The sequence below is a fragment of the Sorangiineae bacterium MSr12523 genome, from assembly GCA_037157775.1.
Taxonomy (GTDB): Bacteria; Myxococcota_A; Polyangia; order Polyangiales; family Polyangiaceae; genus Pendulispora; species Pendulispora brunnea.
Genome location: CP089982.1, coordinates 7,036,955 through 7,056,982, shown reverse-complemented (window position 1 = coordinate 7,056,982; position 20,028 = coordinate 7,036,955). Strand labels below are relative to the sequence as shown.

The following is a 20,028-nucleotide window of genomic DNA, read 5'->3' as shown; positions in this document are numbered from 1 at the left end:
TGAGTCTATGAAGGCGTTCTTGCGTTCACCAAAGTCTTTCCCGCGTTTCGTGGTTGCTCTTTCGGCGCTTACGGCAGCGGCGTGCGTCGGCGTCACGGGATGCTCGAGTGATTCCGGGCCATCCCTCGACGCTCCTCCTTCCGCGGGCGAGACCGTCTTTACGCATGTACATTACAAGGACCAGGCCGATCTCCAAGGTTTGGTGCACCGGTACGACGTGCTCGAGGAGGTGAACGGAGAAGAAGGCTGGGTCGCCGTCCTCATCGACGACCCAGCCGACTACGAGGCGCTCGTGGCGAGCGGTCATCGCGTGGACATCGTCGAGCGCGAGAAGAAGCAAGAGCGCCTGCGGCTTCAGAGCAGTGCCGCCGCCACGGGGATCTCGGGTTATTCGTGTTACCGAACCGTGGAGGAGACGCACGCCACCTTGGAGCAGCTCGTCGCGGATTATCCGAATCTCGCCAAGGTGGTGAACATCGGGCCCACGTGGAACAAGAAGAACCGCGAGTCGGGCTACGATATGTTCGTGCTCGAGCTGACCAACAGCGCCATCCCGGGCCCGAAGCCCGCGTTCTTCTTGATGGGCGGCATCCACGCGCGCGAGTACACGACGTCCGAGACCGTCTTGCGTTTTGCCGAGCAGATGGCCAAAGGCTACGGCAGCGATCCCGATGCAACGTGGCTTCTCGACCATTACGAGCTTCACGTTTTGCCGCAGACCAACCCGGATGGCCGAAAGGTCGCCGAGCAAGGCTATTACCAGCGGAAAAACGCGAACGACACGAACGGGGGAAGCTGCGCCAATCCGCCGACCATGAGTGACCAATACGGCACGGATCTGAATCGAAATAGCTCGTTTCAGTTCAATACCGGTGGCTCCAGCGACGAGCAGTGCGATCAGGATTACCACGGGCCGACGGCGGTTTCGGAACCCGAGACGGACAATGTCCAAAAGTACGTCGCGTCGATCTTTCCCGATCAGCGCGGGCCCAACATGCGCGATGCCGCCCCGAGCGATGCGTCGGGTGTGCTCATCACGTTGCATAGCTTCGCGCAAAAGGTTCTCTATCCATGGGGCTGGAGCGCGTCGGCGCCGCCCAATGGCGCGCAGCTTGCCACGCTGGGGCGCAAGTTCGGTTACTTGACGGGATACACCGCCTGCCAGGTTGCTGCACCCGGCTGCATGTACGTCGCCAGCGGCGGCACCGATGATTGGTCGTACGGGGAGCTCGGCGTGGCCTCGTTCACCATCGAAATGGGAACGGCGTTCTTCGAGAAGTGCGCGACCTACGAACGGAGCGTTGCCCCCGGCAACTTGAGCGCGCTCCGCTATGCCTTCAAGGCCGCGCGGCGCCCGTACCAAACGCCCGCGGGCCCGGAGTCGCTCCAGGTCACGGCGTCGCCCGCATCGGTCGCCGCAGGGACATCGGTGACATTGACCGCCACCGCGGACGATACGCGGTACAAGGGCTCCGAGCCCACGCAGGCCATTGCGGCCGCGCGTTACACGGTGGACAAGCCCTCATGGGCATCCAGCGACCCCGTCGCGATGAACGCAGCCGATGGTGCCTTCGACGCGAAGAGCGAAAAGGTGACCGCAGCCGTGGATACCACCGGATGGTCACGAGGCAGGCACATGGTCTTCGTCGAGAGCAAAGACACGCAAGGGAACTGGGGAGTCCCCAGTGCCGTGTTCATCGATATTCAGTGAGCCCAGATAGGCCAGACGAAAAGCTGAGCAGCGGCCGGCGATGCGCGCCTGAGACATCAATGCGTCACAGCGACATCGATGTTCGGACTGTATTTCGGATTTGCCCGCGCAAATTAAAAGTACAGAATGACGCGCTTCCCAACGGTGCCTGCGGTTGTGACGCGGAGGGGGGAGCTCACGCTTCAACCTGAACTCCAGAAAGGAGTCCCAGCGATGGCCATCGACACCGCGCGCAAGCCAAACACCGCACCCGTCGTCGACACGGAAGAAGGGCAAGTCCAAGGCGCCTTCGAACACCGTGTCTTCGTTTTCAAAGGCATTCCGTATGCGCAGCCGCCGGTAGGCAACTTGCGTTGGCGCCCACCCCTCCCGATCACCCCCTGGAAGGGAATCTTCAAGGCGGATGCCTATGGCAAGTCCTCCTTGCAATCGCGGGAGATGTGCATTTCGAGTGCCGGAGGCGACCCTGGCCCGCAGAGCGAGGACTGCCTGTATCTCAATGTATGGACGCCCCAACCCGCCCCTGGCGCGAGCGGCGCCAAGCTTCCGGTCATGGTGCGGATTCACGGCGGCGCATTCCTTCTCGGGGCAGGAGGATTGCCTCCTTACAATGGAGCCTCCGTCGCAGGGCGCGGTGCGGTCATCGTGACGTTCAACTATCGCCTCGGCCATCTGGGCAACTTCGCGCATCCGGCGTTGGATGCGGAGATCCCCGGTGGTCCGGCGAACTTTGCGCTGTTGGACCAGATAGCCGCGCTTCAATGGGTGCAGAGGAACATTGCCCAATTCGGAGGTGATCCCAACAACGTGACGATCGTTGGGCAGTCGGCCGGGTCCAGGAGTGTATTGGCTCTGTTCGTGTCGGAGCTGGCGAAAGGCCTTTTTCACAAGGGCATCGCCCAGAGCTTCTACGGGCTGCAAGAGCACACGCGAGCGGAAGCGCTCGAACGCGGCGTTGCCTTTGCCAAAGCGCTCGGGCTGGCGGCTGGGGTCAAGGCTGCCGATCTTCGCGCGTTGCCGGCGGAGACCTTCTGGCAGCTTCCGGCAACGACCGCCGTGGCCCCGGTACTCGTTGCGGGCGACAGCGTCCTGCCCATGGGGATTGTCGAGGGGTTCTTGGCGGGAAAGTCACACAAGCTTCCGCTCATCCTCGGCAGCACCAGTGACGACACGAGCGTCATCGATGCATTCGGCTTCGCTCCGGCCCGCTTGGTCCAACTCCTGCGCGATCGCAACATCGACCTGAACGACCTGTATCCCAAGATCACCGATGAGCGCGAGCTAGGCCGCCGCGTGTACCTCGATTTCGTCTTCACCCGGCTGCCCCGTCAACTGGCGGACGTCCATTCCAAGGTAGCCCCCACGTGGCGGTACTACTTCGATTATGTCATGGAGCGTGCCCGCGCCGAACAACCCAACGGCGCTCCGCATGGCGGCGACGTTCCATTCGTCTTCGATACGGGCGCGCTGGTCCCGGAGTTTGCAGGCATCCTCACGGAAAAGGACCGAAAATTCGCATTCGCCGTCAGCGAGTACTGGCTCGAGTTTGCCCGAACGGGAAATCCCGCGGCCAGTGTTGGCCCGGAGTGGCGTCCGCACGAGAACGGGCCGCGAGGAAGCAAGGATTATACGCTGCTCCTGAGAGACAGCATCGTGTGCGAAGAGAACTTCCGGCGCGAAATTCTGGATGCCTTCATTCCGGCGAGCCGGGCGATCACGCTTCCACCAAAATAGGCCACAACGAAGGCGGACCGCGGCGCGCGCGTCGATCGATTCGGGTGGCGATCGTCAACGTGCACGCCGCGCGGTTCTTCGCTAAACGCGCGTCTCTTGGTGGGCGGCGGGGGCCGCGGCGTCGGGCTGTGCGGCTTCGCGCAGATTGGCCAGAAATTCCTTGATCCCAGCTCCGATTCGCTTGGGGATCTCGAGCTGCGGCGAGTGCGATGCATCGTCGAATACGACGAGCTTCGAATCCCGAATTCGCTCCCGGTAGGCTTCGGCGACGTTCATTCGGACGACCGGATCGTGCTTGCCCCAAAGGATGAGCGTCGGAACGGAGATCTCGCCGACCCGATCGCCGAGCGAATGATCGGGGCCTTCCCGAACGACCCGCGCCATGGTGTTGATCTTTTCGAGCGCGTTGTTCGTTTCGTTCATCAGGTGGCGCAAGAGAAATCCCGGCAGCTTGGGTCGCTTGTGATAAACGCGGTCCAGCACGCCGTGCAAATCCTCGAGCGATTTCATGCGCGATCCGAATCCGGTGTAGACCACGTGCTCGTCGAGGTCGAGTCCCGGCGCATTGACGAGGATCAGGCTTCGCACCCGATCGGGGTGGTGAATGGCGTAGGCGAGCGAGACGTGGCCGCCCATCGAATTGCCGCCGATATGGAACCGATCGAGCCGCATGGCTTCGATGAAGGCGTGCAGATCCGTGACGTGTCCCCGCACGGTGTGGTCGCGTTCGGGGATGAATTCGTTTTCCCCGTGTCCGGTCAAATCCGGCAAGATCACGTGCCAGTCCCGTGTGAGGGCCTGCGCGGTTCGCAAGAAGGACGATTTGTCATCAGCGAGGCCGTGGAGAAGCACGAGCGTGTCTCCGTGGCCCCCTTCGTAGTAGTGAACCCAGTACCCGTTTACCTCGATCTTCTTCCTTCGAAGACCGGCGCGATAGGCGACAGCCCGATTGGTGGACGCCAACAACAACTTGGCAACGGCTCCCATGTCTCTCCCTCCTTCCGTACCCGGCGGCTGAGAGATAACGGTCCTGACGGGACCCCGCAAGCTGATGTGGTGACCTAAATCTCGCCGCTGACCTTCAAATAAACGGCGCGGCCGGGTCGTTGAACGCCGAAGAAATCGTAGACGCGTTCGTCGGTCACGTTTTGCACTTCCAGGGTCGACGTGACCGTGGCCGGCCCACCGTAGACCGTATACGAAATACCGACGTTGTGCGTAACCTGCGAGGGGACGAGCTGCTTGTGTTCTCGAGCGCCCAGGCTCGGCCAACCTCGATAAAATTCGTGGACGAACCGCCCCGTGTAAAAAGGCTCGAGCGCATCGCGCTGCGAAGGGAAACCCGGAATTCGATAGCGCGCACCCCAGCTGGCAAAGAGCCATGGCCGGTTTGGAAGCCGATCGCCGTCGAGGTATCCGTACGTGCCCTCACTGGATGCATTGCGCGCGTCTTGAACGGTCAATGTTCCATCGATGGTGAGGCGGCGCCCGGGAGGTATCCAGGTGAGCGCGTTTTCCAGGCCGAAGGAACGAGCGCGGTGGACGTTCTGGTATTGAACGTACGTTTCGCCGGGCAAGGGGAGGATCAAGCGATCGCTGTCGCGGTAGAAGGCATTCACATCGGCCGTGATATCGCCGATCGGGGTGCGTCGCAGTTCGAGACGCGGACCGGCGTTGGCGTTGTGGCTCAACTCCGGCTCGAGCGCGAGGTTGGGACGGCCGAGTACCCCATTGCCGAATACCTCGTCGGAACTCGGCAATCGGGTGGCGTATTCGTAGGAAATCTTGACGTAAAACGGCTTCGAAATGCGCATGCGTACGGCGTTGCCTGCGCCGAAGCCATGCGAGTCTCGTGAAACAGCGACGCTGCCTGCCCCGCTCGACGAGATATGAAATGCGTAATCTTTGACGAATGCAATGTTCTGCAATCGATCGCCGAATAGATTGGCTTCGTATTCGATGCCGCTCACCAGCGTGAACAGGTCGCGGTCCGTGTTCACCGGGTTGGGCGCGCTGCTGGTCGACGGAATGCGCTCCTTTCCCGTACGGGCGGTCCATGTCGGCGCCGCGGCGACGCGTAGCACGTGTTCGGGCGCGATCGACCATTCCAACACGGCGCGTGCGAGTCCGGCGTCTTCCCACTGGGTCTGATCGTAGGCGGCGTCCTCCTGGATTTCTCCCGGGGTTCCCTGCCTCGGGGTTCCGGGGCCGTTCACCTTGCGGCCGTACCAATCGTATCCCCAAATCGACTTGTCCACGAAATCGATGGTGCGGCGCGAATAGCTCGCGAGCACCCTGAGTTCCAGGTGCGGCGTAAGGGGCTGCTCGTAGCGCGCGATGGCGCCGTACACCGATTCTCCGTATTCGGCTTCGCCGTACGGCACCGACATGCGGACATTGTGCTGGAGCTCTTTGTCGTAGCTGGTGGCATATGCGCGCAACAACAGGCGGCGCGCCCAGGGCCGATCGACCACGCCGGCCTCCACCGAGGCACCGCGCGCGATGTAACGGTCATGGAAACGCGGCACATTCACCGGATGCAATTGTCCGCGATCGTCGGTGATCGTGGCGTCGACCCGGTAGTTGTTCTTCGCATAATCGAAGAAGAACGAACCGCCGGCGACGAGTCCGCTCGGGTCGTCGCGGTAGCGGCCTTCGACGCTGATGCGGTGCGTGCCAAAAGAGCCCACCTGATACGATGCGCGCGCGTGGGTGTCGTAACGCGTGTCGCTGACCAGATTGACCGCGCCGCCCAAGGCATCGGCGCCAAAGCGTAGCGGCACGACACCGCGGTAAATCTCGACTCGCTCGATCAGATTCACCGGCACGTTGGCGATACCGAACGGGTAGCCGGCGGCGCCGAGCGGGACGCCATCGAGAAAGAAGCGGACCTGATCGTCGTAAAGGCCATTGAGCGAGAAGCGCGCATTCGATCCAAGTCCGCCACTTCGGCGCACCGAGACGCCTTGGGTTCGCGCGAGCACCTCGCCAAGATCGGCGCTTTGCTGCTGCGCGCGCCGCAGATCCACGACCGTGACCGCCTCGGCGGACTGCTGGCGCCGCCGTCCTTCGCTGAGCGCTCCCTTGACCTTCACCTCCGCAGGGCCAGCGGCCGGGGAGGGGACCGGGCTCGGAGGATTGTCCTGTGCCCAGGCGGTATGGGGGTGCACGACAGCGTTGCACGCGATCGCGATCCCCCAAAAGCGACGCAACGAACGGTGGATTGACATTGGGGCGAGAGACCTGCGATAGATGAAGTAAATGCGAACGATTCGCAATTTCATGAAGATCTGGCGTTTGTCAATGGGATGGATCGCAGCGGGTGCCGTTTGTGCGGCATGTTCCAGCAGCGATGATTCGGGCGGCGACGCGGGCCACGACCCGAGCAAGCCAACGTACGCGCTCAGTAGCTTCGTCTTCGCCGACCAGGGAACCTCGACGTACGTCAATCTTTTCGATTCGCTCGACTTCACGTCGGTGGATTTCGCACGGGCGCGCGAGTTCTCCGGCGTCGCGGGGACGGCGGCCATCGGTGGCAAGCTGTTCGTCTCCGACGGCGACTCGCCGGTCGTAACCCGCTTCGACGTGGGCAATCGCGGCGCGTGGAACGAGGAGGCGCGCGTCAGTTTTGCCAATTACGCGCCACGCGCTCCGCTCTTCTCCAACGCGGTCGCCGGTCCGGCGCGCGCATTCATGGCCTACAATACGGTCGATCGCGCGGTGTGGGATCCGAGCACGATGCAAGTCACCTCCGATCAGCCGCATGACACCCAGCTGCCGCTCGTGCGTGACGGCTTCAAGGTCGACTCCGCCTCTTCCCGCGGCATCGTCACGCGCGACCAGCGCGTGTTCTGGCCGGTGTTTTGGCCCAACGACGACTACACGCTGTTCTCGAAGACGACGCAGATCGCGGTCTACGACGCCGAGACGAACGCCACCCGCGCATTGCTCGAGAGCGATTGTCCAGGCCTCGACTTTGCCACCCAGGACGAAGCTGGGAACATCTATTTCTCCAATTGGATTTTCAGCGTCCTCGGGCCGCGCTACCACCCCGGTGCGCCCCAGAACTGCGTGGTGCGCATCAAAAAGGGCGAGGAGCGGATCGATCCCGATTTCTCGCTACGCTTCTCCGAGCTGACCGATGGCCGCGAGGCCGCAGCATTCAGCTACATCGGAGATGGCAAGGGATTCATGTCGGTGTTCCATCATGAGAATCTGCCCCAGGGCATGAGCCAGAAGGAAGCCGCGGAGAGCAACAATTGGCGTTTCTGGAGCGTCGATCTGAAGAACAAAACGGCCGCGCCCGTCGATGGGGTCGGCTTCTTCGGCGGCGGTTACGGCACCTTCAAGCTCGATGGCCGCACCTTCGTTCTGCTCGTGAGCAAGGACTACGCGTCCACCACGGGCTACGAAGTCTTGTCCGACGGAAAGATGGTCAAGCGTTTCGAGTCGCGCGGTTGGGGGCACGATCTCGTCAAGGTCAAATAGGCGTATAAGCGCGAATGATTCGCAATTTCATGAGCACGCTTCACGTACCTTCCGCGCGCGTACGTAGGACGGCCGGGGCGCGTGCGCGGATCCAGTCGACGAATGCGCGGATCTGCGGCGGCATCAGCGCGCGCTCGGGGTAGACGAGAAAGATGGCGCCTTCGACGCGAAGGCGATCGGCGAGCACGACGACCAGATCACCGCGCCGGATGTGCTCGTCGACGAGACGGCTCGGCAGCAGCGCGATCCCGAGCCCGCGCACGCAGAGTTGCGTGAGCAGGTGAGGATCATCGGAATGGACGGCCCCGCGCACGGTGACCTTGCGCTTGCCCGCCGGCCAATGCGTACGGGGCTTCATTCGCTCGTCGAGGCCGAGCAGGCAGCGATGTTCCTTGAGCGCCTCGAGCGATGTCGGCGTTCCGTGGCGCGTGAGGTAGCTCGGTGCGGCGACGGCAACGAGGTGCGCCGGCGTGAGCTGGCGCGCGACGAGTCCTGGCGCGATCTTCGAGCTCGCGCGGATCGCGACATCGATGTCGTCGCGTTGGAGATCGACGCTGCGATCGGAAACGTGCACGAGGAGTCGCACCGACGGGTGGGCGACGATGAAGTCGGCAAGCACGTCGGAGAGCCCCGCCGCGCTTGCACGGCCGATGGAGACGCGCACATTGCCTCGAAGGTCGTCCTCGCGGCGGCGGACGCTCGCCTCAGCCGCGAGGGCGGCGTCGACGACGGCGTGGGCATGGCGAAGAAGCTCCCGACCGGCATCCGTGAGGGCCATGGATCGCGTGGTGCGCCGGAGGAGGCGGACACCGAGCTTTGCCTCGAGCCCGGAGAGGCGGCGGCTGACGGTGGCGCGTGGCAGCCGGAGTTCGACGGCGGCGCGCGCGAGCGATTGCGTCGCCACGATCCGGGAGAAGACGAGCAGTTCTTCGGTGTCGAGCATTTGGATCAATTATGGATCACTGAGTCTCATCGTGCAGCAATTGAGCGAAATGCGGCGCGACGCCATGTTGTCGGGCATGAAAACGATCCTTTGGGCCACCCTCACCGCCAACGGAAACTATGCTCGCTCCTCCCAGCGCCACACGCCGAAGCCCGAAGCCACGGCCGACTTCGCCGCACACGCGCGGGAGCACGGCAACTTCATCGTCGGGCGGCAGACATTTCTCGAATTTCAAGAGAACGCCTCTCGGCGCCCGCAGAACGCGCCGCTCGAGGGCATCGACATCGTCGTCGTATCGAGCACCCTGGCCTTGCCCCCCGGCGCGCCGGCCCGGACTGCCACCGATCCGCGCGCTGCACTCGCGCTGCTTCGTGAGCGCGGACATCAAGTGGCCCTCGTCGTCGGCGGCGAGCGTCTTCACAACGCATTTCTCGGCGCCGGACTCGTCGACGAGATCATCGTGGTCGTCACCCCCTCGCTCGAAGACGAGGGGCGCAGGATCGTGCTTCCGCGCGACGAGCGACGAGAAGCGACACTGATCGAGCACAAGCCGCTCGGCGGAGGTCTGATCCGACTGCGCTACGCGCTTGGACCCGCGGACACGTGGTAGATGGCCTGACAAAAAAGAGACGCCGAAATCGTTGGCGATTTCGGCGTCACGATGCGCATCGAAGCGATGACCGCGGCGATCAGAAGCCGGCGTTCACCTGGGTAAAAGCCCAGTCGGATTGCGCTATCCCACTGCAATTGGAAACGACGCCACCGCCGGGACAACCACGGTCGCGATTGACGGACCAAAATGCAAGCCGGGCCAGGCCCTTGCCTCGGCCCCAATCGCGAATTTGGGTCCACGTATCCACGCTCGTCATCTCTTGCTGGTCGGAAAGACCGTTCATGCCCGAGACGCCAATATGACCGTACGCCTCGGCCTCGGACCAGCCGAAGGTCGATTGCAGCTTGCTCTTGAGCCCTTCGACGGCACCGACGGTGTCGTTGTAGATGTTGGAGCTGCCGAAATCGAACGGCATGAGCGTATAGATATCGATGTTGGACCCGAGGGCCTTCGATTGATCGATGAGGCGCTTGCCCGTGTCGTTGGGGCCGGACGTCGAAGTCCCGAAGGTGACGATGGTCACGATGCCGGGGTTGTTGTCTTTGACGATCTTCAGTGCGCTCAGGATGCGATCCTGCACGGTGGGGTTCTCGAATTCGTCGGTGTTCTCGATATCGAGGTCGATCGCCTTGAGCTGGAAGGCGTCGATGACGCGTTGGTAGGCCCCGGCCAACTCGGATGGCGTCCCACAATTCGGTCCGAGCTTGTTGCCACTCCAGCCGCCAAACGATGGCACGATATCGCCGCCCGCATTTCGAATCTCCGAAATGGCATTGGCGTCGGCACCGCCGGTGAGGGGTCGGGAGCCATCCCACGCGGGATTGCATCCGCCCGATGAATTGATGAAGGCCATGGTGAACGAGCGAATTCCCGTCGCATTCATGACCGCGCTCGGACTTGGAGGATCGCCCCACCCCATATAAAGGTATGGCTCGCTTCTCTTGGCAGCGAGCGCACTCGTGGCCTTGCCCGTCGCAATCGTGGAATCATCTTTTGCGGATACGGCACATCCTGCTGCGATCACGGCCAGAGCAACGGTCATTGCCGGGATGTGAAATCGGATCTTTGACATAGGTTTCCTCACTGGGGTGGAAGTGGGAGAACCCATGTATGTCGCAAGGAGCGTTCCGCTTGCGTATGCGTCACTTTTTGACGCAGATGATCGAATGGATCATGGCTACTCGGATCGCCAGGGTGATCGAAGCGATCACTCCGCCGACGTCAGGCCACGAGGATGGTGAAGACCTTCGGATGGCCCTGCGTGTACGCCGCGTTCGCGAGGTTCGAGGCGACGTCCCCCAAGATGAACAAGGCGGTCTCGCGATCGTCGGCGGGAAGCATCGCATCGGCGTTCGGCCAGATGAACACGATGAGCGACTCCTTTTGATCGAAGAGGCCCTGCCATAGCGAATCCTTCAACGCGTCCCAGCTGCCCGCGCGCCGGATGGGCGGATTGAGCGGGACGTGTGCGCGAATCCAGTCGAAAAACGCTACGTAATCGGTGATGCCGATGCCGGGCAGCTCGTACACCGCCGCACCTTGCTTCGCCGCCGCCTCACGCGCCGCGCGCACGTCGAGATTCGCCACCCGTTGAACACCGCTCGTGAAATCCACTGGCTACTTTCCTTTGAACCTCGGGTCACCGTCCGCAATTTTGACGAACGCCGGATCGCCGTGGTCGCCGTAGTGTGTGCGCGAATAGTACACGTCGCCGGTCTTCGTATCGATGACGATGCGGCGACCTCCCGCCGAGTTGTCGCCCGGCCCGGGATCGACTCGGTATTCCTTGTAGCTTCCGCCCAGCGGTAGATCGGGGATCTTCGTCCCCGTCGGATTGTTGGCCGGGGGTCGACCCGTGTTGTTGAAGGTGACGCCCCATTGCTGGCCCAACACGCCGGGCGGGGGATTGTTGTGGTCGATGCGGTTGAGCGTGTCGTGAATGTGCGCGGCCTCGGCCGCCGCATGTGCCGCGTCGAGCTTTGCTTGAGCCTTGTCGAGTTGCTCCTGCTCCTTGTCGAGCTTCTCTTGGAACTTGGCCCGCACGCTGTCCTTCTTGTCGTCGGGGACCTTCGAGCCGGGGCTGTCGACGTTGTTGATCTTCGTCTGCCACGTGTTGACCTTCTGCTGCGCCGAATTCACGTCGTTTTGCGCGTTCTGTTCCGCGGTGATCAACGCAGGCCCATTGCTCGGGGCGGGGATGCTCTCGTGCGCGGGCGGCGTCGCTCCGGGCGCCATCCCACCGAAGACCGGACCCGTGACCGGTGGTGGCCCCGTGGCGGGCGGAGGGGACGTGCCCGGACTTCCGGTACTGCCTCCGGCAGGATCGCTGCCTCCGGCCGGAGGGTCTCCGCATCCGGGAGGATTGTGAACCCACACGCCGGTATGGCCGACGAAGTACGTATGGTCGATGTCGACTTCGAAGTTGTAGACCGGTGCCTCTTGCGCGATGCGCACCACCTTGGTCACGCGAACTTCGTGGCCTGCGTGATCGACCAAGGTTTGGCCCAGCGCAAGCTCCGCCGCCGCCGTCCAGCCGCGATCCTGCGCGAAGTAGAGGTGATCGGGCGTCGAACGCACGCTCTCCCGCGCATCGTTCGGTGTGACGACATGTACGTCGACCAGCGACGGTGCCGGGCGCACGAACGTTCTCGTGATGGGGCGCGCCGTCACCGCATCGTCGAACTCGCCACGTGCGAGAACGAAATCGCCCGCGTGAAGGCTCTCGATGGCGCGCTCACCCGATGGGGTCGCCACCATGGTTCCCGCAACGAAACACGCGCCGGGGCCGCCACACGATCGACCATCGCAAATGGTGTCGCCGCCTCCACCACCACCGGTGGGCGGCGTGTAATCGGCGCTTCCGTGGAACGTGGCCTCGGCCACCCGATTCGTTTGCGCATTTCGCTTTCCGAGGGCGCGGTAGCCGCCGGCCACGAGGAGCAGAATCGCTACGAGAAGCAATCCGTACTCGATGGCGGAGACGCCACGTGAATCGCGGACGAGACGCTGAGTCAAAAAGGCAAGAACACGAGCCCCCACGCCCTCGTGCGCATTCTTCATCCGATGTCGTGTATCGGCCATTTTGCCCTTAATGAGCCGATTTGGCTGCAACCGCAATCCCTTAGCGACGAACGCCATATCGTTTCGTACATGCGTCCACGGACCGCATGACGTCCACCCTGCATTTCGGCTTTACGCTGGAGGCAACGTCGTGCCCGCAAATCGATCGCGGTATGCGCTGGGGCTCGTACCGAGAAGACGCACGAAGCTGCGTCGCATGGTCTCCTCCGAGCCAAATCCGCAGCGGGTGGCGACATGCTTCACCGGCTGCAAGCTCTCGAGCATTTGCCGCGCGGCTTCGACGCGCATTTGCTCGACGGCGCGGGCGGGTGTCAGGCCGCCCGCCTCACGGTAACGGCGAACGAAATTGCGTTCGCTCATGCCTGCCTCTCGAGCAAGCGCGGCCACTGAAAGATCCGCGTCCAGGTGCTCGGCGATCCAGCCGTGAAGGCGCTCGAAACGCGGATCGTCGTTCTGGCGCGCCAGTGCGGCGCTGAATTGCGCTTGCCCGCCTGGGCGCTTGAGAAATACGACGAGCTGCCGCGCAACCGCGAGTGCGGGAGCATGCCCGAGATCGGCTTCGAGCAACGCCAGCGCCAGATCGATGCCGGCGGTGATGCCTGCCGAGGTCCAGAATTTCCCATCTTGGACGAAGATGGGATCGGGATCGAGCCGCACCGCCGGAAACCGACGCCCGAACTCCGCGCAGCGTTGCCAATGCGTGACCGCACGCCGCCCATCGAGCAGCCCCGCCGTCGCCAGTAAGAATGCACCGCTGCAGACGGATGCAATGCGCCGCGCCGAGTCCGCCCGGCGCTTGACCCAATCGATGAGCGCAGGGTCGTCGCACACGGGATAAACACCGAACCCGCCCGCGACAATCAAGGTATCGAGCGGCGCAGCCGGCGAGGGCAGGGGAACGGTGGCGAGCGCGAGACCCGCCGAGGCCGTGACGTTCTCGCCATGCGCCACCACGACGAGCTCGTAGGGAACCGCCTCGCCGGCAGCTCGCGCGAAATCATTCGCGGTGGCGAAGACTTGCAGTGGCCCAGCCACGTCGAGCAGTTGCACGTTGGGAAAGGCGAGGATCTCGATCCGGCGCGGCGACTTTGGCGTAAATCGAGGGGTGATTGGCATATCCACCCAAGGGTGGCGCATTAGGTTTCCGAGGTCAAACCGGTAATCCCGGCCAACCAGGAGCCCGCCCGTGACCATCCAAGTTGGTTTTATCGTTTTCCCCAAGGTGCAGCAGCTCGATTTGACGGGGCCTTACGAGGTCTTCTCCGAGGCCACGTCATGCGATGTGCACCTCGTCTGGAAGAACCTCGAGCCCGTGCGCTCCACCACGGGGCTCGACTTCACCCCGACCAAGACGTTCGTCGACTGCCCCGCGCTCGATCTTCTGTGCATTCCGGGCGGGTCGGGTGTCAACGCGCTCATGCAAGATGCCGAGGTGCTCGACTTCGTCCGCTCGCGCGCGGCGAGCTCACGCTATGTCGCGTCCGTGTGCACGGGCGCTCTCGTGTTGGGTGCCGCGGGCGTCTTGAAAGGCCGGCGCGCCACCACGCATTGGGCATCTCATGATTTTCTCGAGCCGCTGGGCGCCATTCCGGAGCGCGCACGCATCGTTCGCGACGGGAATCTCTTCACGGGTGGCGGCGTGACCGCCGGAATCGATTTGGGCCTGACGGTGCTCGCGGAGATCGCAGGGCGCGCGGAGGCCGAGATCATCCAACTCGCCCTCGAATATGCACCCGAGCCGCCATTCGCGGCCGGCACTCCGGACACCGCGGCGCCGGCCGCAGTGGACGCGGTCGTGAACGAGCGCTTTGCTGCCACCTTGCGCGCTCGCAAAGCCATCGTCGCCGCGCTGTAAGCTCGACCCTCAGGGAACGACGTCGGCGGTGCGTGGATCCTTCAGGAGGGTGCGGAATGCCGTGAGCTGTTCGCCTTTGAGTTCCCACGAGCCCGTCGGGGAATTCAGCCCTGAATCAAAGGCGGCAAGGCCCACGACCCGGGCGCCCTTGCCGTCTTGGTTCGAGCCGGCGGCGTGGTTGTACCAGGCGCGCACACGATTGCCGGCGGCGGCGTTCGTGCCGCGCATGCCCCATTCGGCGACCGCGATATCCACATTGTGGTCTTTGCCCCATGTTCGCACTTTGAGCCATGTGGCGTCGACCAAGGTCGTTTCTGTTTCGATGTAATGATCCACGCCCACGAAGTCGTAAATGCCGGATGCCCACCAATCATTCGGGTTCCGATGCGACGCCGCGTTCCAGGTCCATGTCATGAGGATGGGCGCCAATGCCACATTGGTGACGCCGAGCGCGGTCATTCGTTGGCGCACGCGCCGGTTCATTGCAACATGGCCCGAGGGGCCCGCGGGATCGTCCGGATCGCTCGACCCGCCACCGCCTTCGGGCTCGTGGTGAATCGTGAGCCATACCGGTCCGTGGGCGGCCTTCAAGGCCGTGAGCATTTGATCGATTTCGGCGTCGTGCTTTCCCGCGCCCATTTCGGCCCACGACGGCGTCTTGACCGAGACCCAGGGAAGACGACTATGCGCGAGGTCGTCCTTCGCCGTATTGACGAGGGCCCCTGTTCGTTGGGACCACTGCCAAAAGGTACGCCGCACCGCGAGCGGGTGCCCCGCCACACTTTCGTGCCTCGCCACAGGATCGCCATTGCCATCGATGCTGGCACCCCACACCAGCTTTCCCGCGGGCGCTTGACCCGGATACGCCGCGGTCAGCTCCCCCTCGACGGGCGCGATGGCTGCACCTTCCTGCGCGGGATCGCCGGCGGCACAGGCCATGAGCGCGCCGCTCAGCAGGGCGAATACGTATGAACCCACGCGCAAAGGCGACATCGCGCCGAAACGGCATTTGGTCATGTATGAGGCTTACTCAGTAATAGCCCGTTGGTCCTGTGAAATCGTCTTGAGCAAAATCTGCTCAATCACGAACTCCTTTGCGCGGGAAAACGACCGGGAGGGCGGCTGCACCTCGGCGGTGGCGCTCATGGCTTCGCGAGGAATCGTGTCAGCGCGTCGACGAACTGTTGGCGGCCATGTTCGGGGCGATCGAGAAAGACGAAATGGGTGGCCTGCGGCACCTGCAGCGTTTCGACGCGGCGCGCGTGCACGAGTTCGCGCTGCAATGCCGTCACGTCTTCGGGGCGCGACCAATGATCGAGTTCACTGCGCACAATCAGCGTTGCCGCGCGAATGTCACCGGCCTGCCAGAACTTGGTGCCACCGGCGAGCTGGTAGCTGTCGCGCAGGGGCCCGTTTGGAAGGCGCACGCTGGGCGGTGTGCGCTGCGACGACGTCGGATCGCTCGCGATGGCGCCCGATGCGTACGCCTCGGCGACCTGGGGATCGCGCCAGGTCGTCTTGTCGGCGCTCGGAATGGTGGTGTCCCAGGTGCGCAGCATGCTCCGCGTGTCGCGCAGGTTGTAAGCCCCCAGAGTGCGCGCGAACTCGCCGGGGTGCTCGGAGTCTTCGAGCAACGCGCGCATCGACCAGGCGCCAGGCGTGCCGTAGATCGTGTTGAGCAAGACGATATGGCTGACGGCCTCCGGGTGCGTCGCGGCGTACATGCCGACCCAGTGCCCGCCCGTCGCCCAGCCAAAGAGTGCGACCGGGCCGTGTTCTCGCGCCCGGACCGACGCAACGACGGCGCCGATGTCGCGGATCGCTTCGGCGGACGGCACCGCCGGAGGATTCGCATTCGCCGGCGCCTCGAGTTCCGGCGGGCGCGTGGACCGCTCCCAGCCGCGGACATCGAGTACCGTGACCGCGTGGCCTGCGCGGGCCAGATCTTCGGCGAGCGAGTAGCCAGGGACCGGCGAATCGAACGAACTGACGCCGCCGCCGCCGGCTCCGTGGACGAGGACGACAGGCACACGCCGAGGCGCGGCGCCTCCAACCGCGACGACTTCGCGCACCGCGATCATGATTCCGGGGTCGCTTTGGACCATGGCATCGCGCCGCTCGATTCGCATCACGCGCTCGTCGGCACGACGCTCGTGCGCATGCGGAGGCGTGCAGGAAAGTATGAACAAGGCCGCGAACGCGGAATAGCGCATGATGTGACGGTATCATGAGGAAATCGAACTCGACGTTCATGCGGGAGCGCGGAAGCGCAGACGTCGTATTGAACGAGAGCGCGCCATCGGCTAAGCTTTTCGCTCGATGATGAAGTTCTCCGTGTTCTTGCTCGACTGAGCGCGCCGTTTCCGCCGCGCGCTCCTCGTTGGTCCGCGACGCCCGTCGTCGTTCGCCGTGGTGTGCCTCGAGCTCGAACAGAAGGAAATTTCAAATGCCTCATCATCCCGCGCTTTCTGCAGCGCAAATCGAACGATTCATTCTCGATGGCTTCGTCCGTGTCGACGAAGCCTTCCCTCGCGATCTCGCCGATGCGTGCCGTCGGATTTTGTGGCTCGCCACCGGCTGCACGGAGGATGCGCCCTCGACGTGGACGCGCCCCGTCGTGCGCATCGGGGATATCCCGAATCCGCTTTTCCGTGACGCCGCCAACACGCCGAGGCTATGCGCGTCCTACGATGCGCTCGTCGGGCGCGGACGCTGGCAGCCTCGGGGCAGCCTCGGCACGTTCCCGATTCGCTTCCCGTCGTCGGAGGATCCCGGCGACTGCGGCTGGCACATCGACGTGAGCTTCGGCATCGAGGACGAGCCCGACTTCATGAAGTGGCGCGCGAACGTCGCCTCGAAAGGGCGCGCGCTGCTCATGCTGTTCCTCTTTTCCGATACCCGCGAGGACGATGCACCGACACGGATTCGCGTTGGCTCCCACCGCGACATCGCCCGCCAGCTGGCCCCCCACGGCGAGGAGGGACTGTCGCTCGGTGAGCTCGCGAGCGCGGGCTTCCGTGAGTCCGCCCACCGCCCCGAGGTGCTCGCGACGGGACCGGCCGGCACGGTGTATCTGTGCCATCCCTTCCTCGTGCATGCGGCGCAGCCCCATCGCGGGCGATCCCCGCGCTTTCTCGCGCAACCGCCGTTGCTGCCCAGCGTGCCGCTGGACCCGCTGCGAACGGACGGTGAAGCATCGCCCGTCGAGCGCGCGATCCAGCTCGCGATGAGCGAATCGGCATAGAGATTGAGCTCCCGGGGCGCGATCGTTCCTGTTTTTCGTGACAGAAACGATCATCATGCATTCCATGGGAGCGGACGTCACGCGGAGCGCTACGAGCGCGGTCCGGCTTGGATCGGGCCCCCGCACGGTCCTGATGCGCGCGGATGTGGGCGCCGCCGGGCACATCGTGCAGCGCTCCGATTTGACGTCGCGTCGAATCGTGGTCGACCAGGCGACGCTCATCCTCGTCGAAGAGGGGCGAAAGCGCATTCGTTGGTCCGGCGGCCAATGCGTCGCGGGGGCCGGGGAAGCCTTGTCCCTGCATGCGGGCGAGGTGGTAGACATCTCCAACACGCCCGGCCCCAGCGGCACGTACCGAGCCCTCTGGATCTGCTGGTGCTCCGAGCTCCTTGCCGCATCCAGCGCTCCCCGGCGCCGTCCGAGCCCGGGTGTGGCACTGCACGCTGCACTGGGCGAGCCTTTTCGCGCGTCGTTCTACCGCGCCTTCGACGGCTTGAGCGACGCCGATGGCCTGCCGGCGAGCATCGCCACGCATCGTCTGTACGAAGTCCTGCTTTGGCTCGGTGAGCGGGGTTTTCACTTTCCACTGCCGGCGCCGGCGTCGCTCGCGCAGCAGGTCCGCCGCCTCCTTTCCGCCGATCCATCCGCGGCCTGGTCGATGGAGAGGGTGGCGCACGAGACCGCGACGAGCATCCCGACGCTGCGGAGAAGGCTGGCGGCGGAAGGAATGGCCTTTCGCGACCTCGTGCAAGACGTCCGCATGTCGCACGCGCTTTCGTTGCTCCAGAACACCGATGTTCCGGTGCTTCATGTCGCCTTGGCCGCGGGGTACGCCTCCGCATCACGTTTCTCGGCGCGATTCCGTGCGCGCTTCGGGTACCTGCCCACGGACATTCGCGGACAAAACCGCGGGCGCACCATGTAGCGCCTTTCGAAAGGAAATCATGCTGAAAATTCATCACCTCGGCCACTCACAATCGGAACGAATCGTGTGGCTTTGCGAAGAACTCGGTATTCCCTACGAGCTCCAGAAATACACGCGCGATCCCGTCACGCGCCTGTCGCCGCCGGAGCTGAAGGCCCTGCATCCGCTTGGCGCGGCGCCGCTCATCGAGGTCGACGGAATGTTGCTCGCCGAATCGGCTGCCATCGTCGACTTCATCCTTGCGCGATATGGTCGCGGACGTCTGCGGCATGGGCCCGAACATCCCGATTTCGCGGCCTATCTCTATTGGTTTCATTTTGCCAATGGCAACCTTCAACCGGTGATGCTTCGGTCGATGACCGTGGGACGCTGCGGGCTGGCACCGGATCATCCGGTCCGAACGTCCGCGCTGGAGCGACTGGACAAAGTGTTCTCGCTGCTCGACGCGAGGCTGGCGCAAAACGATTATCTCGCCGGAAGCGAATTCTCGGCGGCTGATATCATGAGCGTTTTCTCGCTGACCACGATGCGCGTGTTCTATCCTGTCGATCTCGAACCTTATCCCAACATACGCGTGTATCTTCAACGCATCGGTGGGCGGCCCGCATATCAACGGGCGATGGCCAAAGGCGATCCGGACTTGACACCCATGCTGACGTGAATGGCGATTAGGAGTGGGTGGCTGTTGTCGCCAACGTGGCAATCAGCTCCGAAAGCTCGCGGGGCCGTGACAAAAACGGCGAGTGCCCTGCGTCGAGGTGTTCGACGCGAGATGCTTGGGCAGCCATGGCCTTCTGGATTTCGGGAGGTATGGCCTCGTCTCGATCGCATACGATGTACGTGCTGGGAATGTCGCGCCAGGATGCACGACGCAGCGGCTGCTCGAAGGTTGCCAAAGCTTGTGGCTGCAATTGCTTCATGGCCTGCATGGTTTGCTCGGGCGTACAGTCGTTGTAGAGAGCGCGTTCCGGCTCATTGAGCCGTACGAGCTTTTGGTCGGCGTGGATGCTCCACCAAGGCGGTGGCTCGCCGACGGCGGACAACAACGATTGACCGACGTCAAGCATGAATGCGCATAAATAGATGAGACCGACGACATGGGGCGCACCCGCCGTGCCCTCGGTCACGGCGATTCCGCCGTAGGAGTGCCCACACACGACGACCGGACCCTCGATCGCATCGATGGCCGAGCGCACCGCGCGTGCGTCCGACTCGAGATCCCCACGTGCAACGGCCCCGACACCGGGCAGTTGCACCGCGATGACGGGAAATCCGCGGTCTTCGAGCGCACGCTGCACGGCGGACCAACACCAGGTACCGTGCCATGCGCCGTGGACCAGGACGATGCTCGGTTTGCTCATGGGGGCGGACTCTCCACTTGCGGCTTCGCGAGGCAGAAGCGAATGTGTCGACGATAGGCTCATCGTCGTCGAG

General features: G+C 63.7%; 18 protein-coding genes. 8 read left to right on the top strand and 10 right to left on the bottom strand.

All coding sequences use genetic code 11. From position 1 onward, the window contains the following. Nucleotides 1-7: 7 nt before the first annotated feature. Both LZC95_27350 and LZC95_27345 read left to right on the top strand, forming a co-directional pair. A complete protein-coding gene (locus LZC95_27350) occupies nt 8-1,711 on the top strand; it encodes a peptidase M14 (protein WXA90165.1) in 1,704 nt (567 codons plus the stop codon). Nucleotides 1,712-1,924: 213 nt separating this feature from the next. After that, nucleotides 1,925-3,445, top strand: coding sequence for a carboxylesterase/lipase family protein (locus LZC95_27345; protein ID WXA90164.1), 1,521 nt, complete (start codon nt 1,925-1,927; stop codon nt 3,443-3,445). Between the two features lie 81 nt (nt 3,446-3,526). Here LZC95_27345 and LZC95_27340 read toward each other — a convergent pair whose 3' ends face one another. Then, nucleotides 3,527-4,432: an alpha/beta hydrolase gene (locus tag LZC95_27340; protein ID WXA90163.1), complete on the bottom strand. Its 906-nt coding sequence runs from the start codon at nt 4,430-4,432 to the stop codon at nt 3,527-3,529. Nucleotides 4,433-4,506: 74 nt separating this feature from the next. After that, nucleotides 4,507-6,615, bottom strand: coding sequence for a TonB-dependent siderophore myxochelin receptor MxcH (gene mxcH, locus LZC95_27335; GenBank protein WXA90162.1), 2,109 nt, complete (start codon nt 6,613-6,615; stop codon nt 4,507-4,509). Nucleotides 6,616-6,706: 91 nt separating this feature from the next. Between mxcH and LZC95_27330 the strand changes: the two genes are divergently transcribed. Then, nucleotides 6,707-7,933: a hypothetical protein gene (locus tag LZC95_27330; protein ID WXA90161.1), complete on the top strand. Its 1,227-nt coding sequence runs from the start codon at nt 6,707-6,709 to the stop codon at nt 7,931-7,933. Nucleotides 7,934-7,973: 40 nt separating this feature from the next. Here the strand turns inward: LZC95_27330 and LZC95_27325 are convergent, their stop codons facing one another. Beyond that, on the bottom strand, nt 7,974-8,876 hold the full coding sequence (locus LZC95_27325; protein ID WXA90160.1) for a LysR family transcriptional regulator: 903 nt from the start codon (nt 8,874-8,876) through the stop codon (nt 7,974-7,976). Here LZC95_27325 and LZC95_27320 point away from each other — a divergent pair. Beyond that, nucleotides 8,866-9,486 (top strand): dihydrofolate reductase family protein, encoded by a 621-nt coding sequence (locus LZC95_27320; GenBank protein ID WXA90159.1) that lies wholly within the window; start codon nt 8,866-8,868, stop codon nt 9,484-9,486. The two genes, LZC95_27325 and LZC95_27320, sit on opposite strands and share 11 nt — an antisense overlap. Before the next feature lie 79 nt (nt 9,487-9,565). Here LZC95_27320 and LZC95_27315 read toward each other — a convergent pair whose 3' ends face one another. The 4 genes from LZC95_27315 to LZC95_27300 all read right to left on the bottom strand — a co-directional run bounded on the left by LZC95_27315 (nt 9,566) and on the right by LZC95_27300 (nt 13,707). Then, nucleotides 9,566-10,561 carry a chitinase gene (locus LZC95_27315; protein ID WXA90158.1) on the bottom strand — a complete coding sequence of 332 codons (996 nt, stop codon included), beginning with the start codon at nt 10,559-10,561 and terminating at the stop codon, nt 9,566-9,568. Nucleotides 10,562-10,710: 149 nt separating this feature from the next. Next, nucleotides 10,711-11,103: a barstar family protein gene (locus tag LZC95_27310; GenBank protein ID WXA90157.1), complete on the bottom strand. Its 393-nt coding sequence runs from the start codon at nt 11,101-11,103 to the stop codon at nt 10,711-10,713. A gap of 3 nt (nt 11,104-11,106) precedes the next feature. Continuing rightward, on the bottom strand, nt 11,107-12,570 hold the full coding sequence (locus LZC95_27305) for a Hint domain-containing protein (protein ID WXA90156.1): 1,464 nt from the start codon (nt 12,568-12,570) through the stop codon (nt 11,107-11,109). Between the two features lie 111 nt (nt 12,571-12,681). After that, nucleotides 12,682-13,707 carry a GlxA family transcriptional regulator gene (locus LZC95_27300; protein WXA90155.1) on the bottom strand — a complete coding sequence of 342 codons (1,026 nt, stop codon included), beginning with the start codon at nt 13,705-13,707 and terminating at the stop codon, nt 12,682-12,684. 49 nt (nt 13,708-13,756) lie between these two features. Here LZC95_27300 and LZC95_27295 point away from each other — a divergent pair, with 49 nt between their 5' ends. Then, nucleotides 13,757-14,425 (top strand): DJ-1/PfpI family protein, encoded by a 669-nt coding sequence (locus LZC95_27295; GenBank protein ID WXA90154.1) that lies wholly within the window; start codon nt 13,757-13,759, stop codon nt 14,423-14,425. A 9-nt stretch (nt 14,426-14,434) separates the two neighbouring features. Here the strand turns inward: LZC95_27295 and LZC95_27290 are convergent, their stop codons facing one another. Then, the gene (locus tag LZC95_27290; GenBank protein WXA90153.1) at nt 14,435-15,442 is read right to left on the bottom strand and encodes a hypothetical protein; all 1,008 of its coding nucleotides are present in this window, start codon (nt 15,440-15,442) and stop codon (nt 14,435-14,437) included. Between the two features lie 125 nt (nt 15,443-15,567). Continuing rightward, nucleotides 15,568-16,638 (bottom strand): alpha/beta hydrolase, encoded by a 1,071-nt coding sequence (locus tag LZC95_27285; protein ID WXA90152.1) that lies wholly within the window; start codon nt 16,636-16,638, stop codon nt 15,568-15,570. 233 nt (nt 16,639-16,871) lie between these two features. Between LZC95_27285 and LZC95_27280 the strand changes: the two genes are divergently transcribed. From LZC95_27280 to LZC95_27270, 3 genes are read left to right on the top strand one after another with little or no spacing between them, the layout of a single operon-like run. After that, on the top strand, nt 16,872-17,669 hold the full coding sequence (locus LZC95_27280; protein WXA90151.1) for a phytanoyl-CoA dioxygenase family protein: 798 nt from the start codon (nt 16,872-16,874) through the stop codon (nt 17,667-17,669). 55 nt (nt 17,670-17,724) lie between these two features. Then, nucleotides 17,725-18,594 (top strand): AraC family transcriptional regulator, encoded by an 870-nt coding sequence (locus LZC95_27275; protein WXA90150.1) that lies wholly within the window; start codon nt 17,725-17,727, stop codon nt 18,592-18,594. Between the two features lie 19 nt (nt 18,595-18,613). Further along, nucleotides 18,614-19,255, top strand: a complete 642-nt coding sequence (locus tag LZC95_27270; GenBank protein ID WXA90149.1) for a glutathione S-transferase family protein — start codon at nt 18,614-18,616, stop codon at nt 19,253-19,255. A gap of 7 nt (nt 19,256-19,262) precedes the next feature. Here the strand turns inward: LZC95_27270 and LZC95_27265 are convergent, their stop codons facing one another. Continuing rightward, the gene (locus LZC95_27265) at nt 19,263-19,955 is read right to left on the bottom strand and encodes an alpha/beta hydrolase (protein ID WXA90148.1); all 693 of its coding nucleotides are present in this window, start codon (nt 19,953-19,955) and stop codon (nt 19,263-19,265) included. Nucleotides 19,956-20,028: the final 73 nt, after the last annotated feature.